Source organism: Mesorhizobium sp. P3_A9, assembly GCF_056402975.1.
Genome location: NZ_JBFUGJ010000402.1, coordinates 1 through 5,012 on the forward strand (window position 1 = coordinate 1; position 5,012 = coordinate 5,012).

The window sequence follows — 5,012 nt, forward strand, 5'->3', positions numbered from 1 at the left end:
GGTCTGGTGACGCTGCGCGGTCGCATCGGCGGCGGCGGCGCGCCGTTCAATATCGGCGAGGCGACCGTCACCCGCGCCACTGTCCGGCTGCCGTCCGGACAGGTCGGCCATTGCTACGCACTCGGCCGTGACAAGCAGAAGGCCAAGCTGGCGGCGATAGCCGACGCGCTGTGGCAGGACCCTGCCCGCCGCGCCGAGGTCGAGACCAGGCTGATCGCACCTTTGAGGTCGGCGCTAACGACTGCCCAGGAAAAACGCCGCGCCGAGACGGCGGCAACGAAGGTGGATTTCTTCACCATGGTKCGCGGAGAAGACTGATGGATATYGCKRCSCAATCGATCGASGGCGGYTTCGCCGATCCGGTSTTCAACGCCCAGACCGTKTTCCGCGCCGTSATGGACGCGATGGCGCGGCCGGGCASCGTGCARCCYYTGYCGGCYTTKGCCCGCCCGCCGGCGCCGCTSWCGGSAACCGCCGGCGCCGTGGCCCTGGCGCTCTGCGACAACGACACGCCGCTCTGGCTCGACCCGGCCCTGCACGCCTCCGCCGCGATCGGCTCCTGGCTTGGCTTCCACACCGGCGCACCGCTGGCCAACACGCCGGCCGACGCGCATTTCGCCTTTGTCGCCACGCCGGCCGAGATGATGTCGCTCGACGGCTTTTCACAGGGCACGCAGGATTATCCCGACCGCTCGACCACCCTGATCCTGCATGTCAGCGACCTCACCTCAGGCGCTCCGCYGTTGCTTGAAGGTCCCGGCATCGAAACCACCGCCACGATCGCGCCGGCGCAGATGCCGCGTCATTTCATCGAGCAGTGGAAGCAGAATACCAAGCGCTTTCCACGCGGCGTCGACATCATCCTCGCCACCGCTGACGGCATAGCCTGCCTGCCGCGCACGACGCGCATCAAGACGATGGAGGCGTAATATGTATGTCGCGGTAAAAGGCGGCGAAGCCGCAATCGCCAACGCCCACAGCCTGCTCGCCGACCGCCGGCGCGGCGACCGTTCGGTGCCGGCGCTGCGCCTCGACCAGATCGTCGAGCAGCTGGCGCTCGGCGTCGACCGGGTGATGAGCGAAGGCTCGCTCTATGACCGCGAACTCGCCGCACTCGCCATCGTCCAGGCGCGCGGCGACATGATCGAGGCGATCTTCCTGGTGCGCGCTTACCGCACCACGCTGCCGCGCTTCGGCTACAGCAAGCCAATCGACACCGGCACCATGCKGGTCGAGCGGCGCGTGTCGGCRACCTACAAGGACCTGCCCGGTGGTCAGCTGCTCGGCCCGACCTTCGACTACACCCACCGGCTGCTCGATCCCGAACTTGCCGCCGGCGCCGATGTCGCCGAACCGTTGCAGCGCGAGACCGAAGCGCAGGCCATGCCGCGCGTCTCGGCGATCCTTGCCCGCGAGGGCCTGATCGAGCCGGACGGTGAGATGCCGCAGGACCATGTCCCCGGTGACATCACCCGCGAGCCGCTGGAATTCCCGATGGCGCGCGACATCCGCCTGCAGGCGCTGTCACGTGGCGACGAGGGTTTCCTGCTGGCGCTCGGCTATTCCACCCAGCGCGGCTATGCCCGCAACCATCCCTTTGTCGGCGAAATCCGCATCGGCGAGGTCGAACTGGAACTCGACGTTCCCGAACTGCCTTTCGCAGCACCCCTTGGTACGGTGCGGGTCACCGAATGCCAGATGGTCAACCAGTTCAARGGCTCGGCCAAGGCGCCGCCGCARTTCACCCGCGGCTAYGGCCTSGTCTTCGGYCARAGCGAGCGCAAGGCGATGGCCATGGCGCTGTGCGACCGCGCGCTGCGCGCCTCCGAACTCGGCGAAGACATTGTCGCCGCCGCCCAGGACGAAGAATTCGTCATCTCGCATTCCGACAACGTCCAGGCGACGGGCTTCGTCGAGCATCTGAAGCTGCCGCACTATGTCGACTTCCAGGCCGAACTCGACCTCGTRCGCCGYATGCGCGCCGAGYACGAMGSCCGCGAAAACCCCGCGAAGGTCGAAGAGAAGCGGGAGGCCGCGGAATGATCGAAGGCCTGTCCCACATGACCTTCATCGTCCGCGATCTCGACCGGATGAGCGAGATCCTGACCGGAGTTTTCGACGCGCGAGAAATCTACGCCAGCGACACCAAGCAGTTCTCACTGTCGCGCGAAAAATTCTTCCTGATCGGCGACATCTGGATCGCCATCATGGAAGGCGAGGCGCTACCGGAGCGCAGCTACAACCACATCGCCTTCAAGATCGATGACGCCGATTTCGACCGCTACGCCGAGCGCGTGGCCAAGCTAGGCCTCGACATGCGCCCGCCGCGTCCGCGCGTCGAGGGCGAAGGCCGCTCGATCTATTTCTACGACGATGACAACCACATGTTCGAATTGCACACCGRCACGCTCACCGAGCGGCTGGCGCGCTACGTCAGGGGATTGGAGGCGGTGCAATGAATTCAGTGCCCGCCCCCATGGCCGCCACCGTCGTGGGAATGACCGCCATAGCTATCATACCCGGAGTAGCCACCATTGCTGACGCCTATGGACTCACCGTGAGAGCCCTCTTTTGGCGCGGGAAGGATCATGCGCCGAAGGAAAAAGAGAACGACGCCGGCGAACACCACCAACAGAATTCCGAGATGCATCCATCCGGTCGAGTTCATCTGAATTCGCCTTTGTTTCCGCGTCCTGGACGCCAATTCAATAGCACAATGTGGATGTGATCGCCATGACCGACATCGCCACCTACAACTTCGCCTATCTCGACGAACAGACCAAAAGGATGATCCGCCGGGCGATCCTCAAGGGCATCGCCATCCCCGGCTACCAGGTGCCCTTCGCCTCGCGCGAAATGCCGATGCCCTATGGCTGGGGCACCGGCGGCGTCCAGGTGACCGCCTCGATCATCGGCCCGGACGATGTGCTGAAGGTCATCGACCAGGGCGCCGACGACACCACCAATGCGGTCTCGATCCGCGCCTTCTTCAAGAAGGTCACCAATGTCGCTGTCACCACCGATACCGCCAGCGCCACCATCATCCAGACCCGCCACCGCATCCCCGAACATCCGCTCACCGCGGGCCAGGTGCTGGTCTACCAGGTGCCGATTCCCGAGCCCTTGCGCTTCCTCGAGCCGCGCGAGACCGAAACGCGGAAAATGCATGCGCTGGAGGAATACGGCCTCATGCATGTGAAGCTCTATGAGGACATCGCCAAGCACGGCCGCATCGCCACCACCTATGCCTATCCGGTGAAGGTCGAGGGCCGTTATGTGATGGACCCCTCGCCGACACCGAAATTCGACAATCCCAAGATGCACCGCTCGCCGGCCTTGCAACTGTTCGGTGCCGGCCGCGAAAAGCGCATCTACGCGGTGCCGCCCTTTACCGAAGTCGTCAGCCTCGACTTCGAGGACCATCCATTCGAGGTGCAGACTTTCGACCAGCCTTGCGCGCTGTGCGCGGCGGAGAATGTCTATCTCGACGAGGTCATCCTCGACGACCATGGCGGCCACATGTTCGTCTGCTCCGACACCGACCATTGCGAGAAGCGGCGGGCGGACGGCCATCGCGGCCATCTTGCCCCCGAAGCCCATCCTGCCCCGGAAACCCATTCTGTCACGGAAAAAATGGAGCCGGCACAATGACCGACGAACCGTTGCTGCGCGTCTCGGCGCTGTCCAAATTCTACGGCTCGCGCGTCGGCTGCGACAACGTCTCCTTCGATCTGTGGCCGGGCGAAGTCCTGGCTGTCGTCGGCGAATCCGGCTCCGGCAAGACGACGCTGCTCAACTGCCTGTCGACGCGGCTCTTACCTTCCTCAGGCACCGCCAGCTACCGAATGCGCGACGGCCAGTTCCGCGAACTCTACCGCATGAGCGAGGCCGAGCGCCGCTTCCTGATGCGCACCGACTGGGGTTTTGTCCATCAGAACCCGGCCGACGGCCTGCGCATGACGGTGTCTGCCGGCGCCAATGTCGGCGAACGGCTGATGGCGGTCGGCGACCGTCATTACGGCAGGATCCGCGCCACGGCGGTCGACTGGCTGTCGCGCGTCGAGATCGAGGAAGACCGGATCGACGACGAGCCGCGCGCCTTTTCCGGTGGCATGCGCCAGCGCCTGCAGATCGCCCGCAACCTCGTCACCGGCCCACGGCTGGTGTTCATGGACGAGCCGACGGGCGGCCTCGACGTGTCAGTGCAGGCGCGCCTGCTCGACCTCCTGCGCGGGCTGGTCACCGATCTTGGCCTCGCGGCGATCGTCGTCACCCACGACCTTGCGGTGGCGCGTCTGCTGTCGCAGCGGATGATGGTGATGAAGGACGGCCGCGTTGTCGAAAGCGGCCTCACCGACCGCGTGCTCGACGACCCGCGCGCGCCCTACACACAGTTGCTCGTTTCCTCGATTCTGCAGGTCTGACCATGCCGACGCCTCTCGTTGTTTCCGACGTCGCCAAGAGCTTCATCATGCATCTGCGTGATGGCATCAAACTGCCTGTCGTTTCCGGTGTCTCGTTCTCGATCAAGGCCGGTGAATGCACCGTGCTTGGCGGCCCGTCCGGTGCCGGCAAGAGTTCGATCCTGAAGATGCTCTACGGCAACTATGCCGTCGACGAGGGCCAGATCATCGTCAAGCATGAGGACGGACTGATCGATCTTGCGCATGCCAGCCCGCGCACCGTGCTTGCCGTACGCCGGCAAACGATCGGCTATGTCAGCCAGTTCCTGCGCACCGTACCGCGCGTCTCGGCGCTCGATGTCGTCGCCGAGCCGCTGGTCGAGCGCGGCGAAGGGCGCGAAATTGCCCGTGGCAAAGCACGCGCCTTGCTGGCGCAGCTCAATTTGCCKGAAAAACTCTGGGCSCTGCCGCCGGCRACSTTYTCYGGCGGCGAGCAGCAGCGYGTCAACATCGCGCGCGGCTTCATCACCGARCAYCCGATCCTSCTGCTCGACGAGCCGACCGCCTCSCTCGACGCCASSAACCGCGACGTGGTGATCGAACTCATCG

The 5,012-nt window shown here is 64.9% G+C and carries 7 protein-coding genes; all 7 read left to right on the top strand.

The genetic code is table 11. The features are described 5' to 3' along the window. On the top strand, positions 1–318 hold a 318-nt coding region (phnG, locus tag AC1DX0_RS31015; RefSeq protein ID WP_477358254.1), incomplete at its 5' end, for a phosphonate C-P lyase system protein PhnG. Further along, a complete protein-coding gene (gene phnH, locus AC1DX0_RS31020; protein WP_477358256.1) occupies positions 318–929 on the top strand; it encodes a phosphonate C-P lyase system protein PhnH in 612 nt (203 codons plus the stop codon). The genes phnG and phnH, both read left to right, overlap by 1 nt. 1 nt (position 930) lies before the next feature. Further along, on the top strand, positions 931–2,043 hold the full coding sequence (locus AC1DX0_RS31025) for a carbon-phosphorus lyase complex subunit (RefSeq protein ID WP_477358258.1): 1,113 nt from the start codon (positions 931–933) through the stop codon (positions 2,041–2,043). Then, positions 2,040–2,459: a FosX/FosE/FosI family fosfomycin resistance hydrolase gene (gene fosX, locus AC1DX0_RS31030; protein ID WP_477358260.1), complete on the top strand. Its 420-nt coding sequence runs from the start codon at positions 2,040–2,042 to the stop codon at positions 2,457–2,459. Before AC1DX0_RS31025 ends, fosX begins: the two co-directional genes overlap by 4 nt. A gap of 274 nt (positions 2,460–2,733) precedes the next feature. Beyond that, the gene (locus AC1DX0_RS31035) at positions 2,734–3,651 is read left to right on the top strand and encodes an alpha-D-ribose 1-methylphosphonate 5-phosphate C-P-lyase PhnJ (RefSeq protein ID WP_477220220.1); all 918 of its coding nucleotides are present in this window, start codon (positions 2,734–2,736) and stop codon (positions 3,649–3,651) included. Continuing rightward, the gene (gene phnK, locus AC1DX0_RS31040; RefSeq protein ID WP_140764583.1) at positions 3,648–4,424 is read left to right on the top strand and encodes a phosphonate C-P lyase system protein PhnK; all 777 of its coding nucleotides are present in this window, start codon (positions 3,648–3,650) and stop codon (positions 4,422–4,424) included. The genes AC1DX0_RS31035 and phnK overlap by 4 nt, the downstream gene beginning before the upstream one ends. Positions 4,425–4,426: 2 nt before the next feature. Next, positions 4,427–5,012 (top strand): phosphonate C-P lyase system protein PhnL (gene phnL / locus AC1DX0_RS31045; protein ID WP_477358262.1); only part of this gene is annotated, 586 nt, incomplete at its 3' end.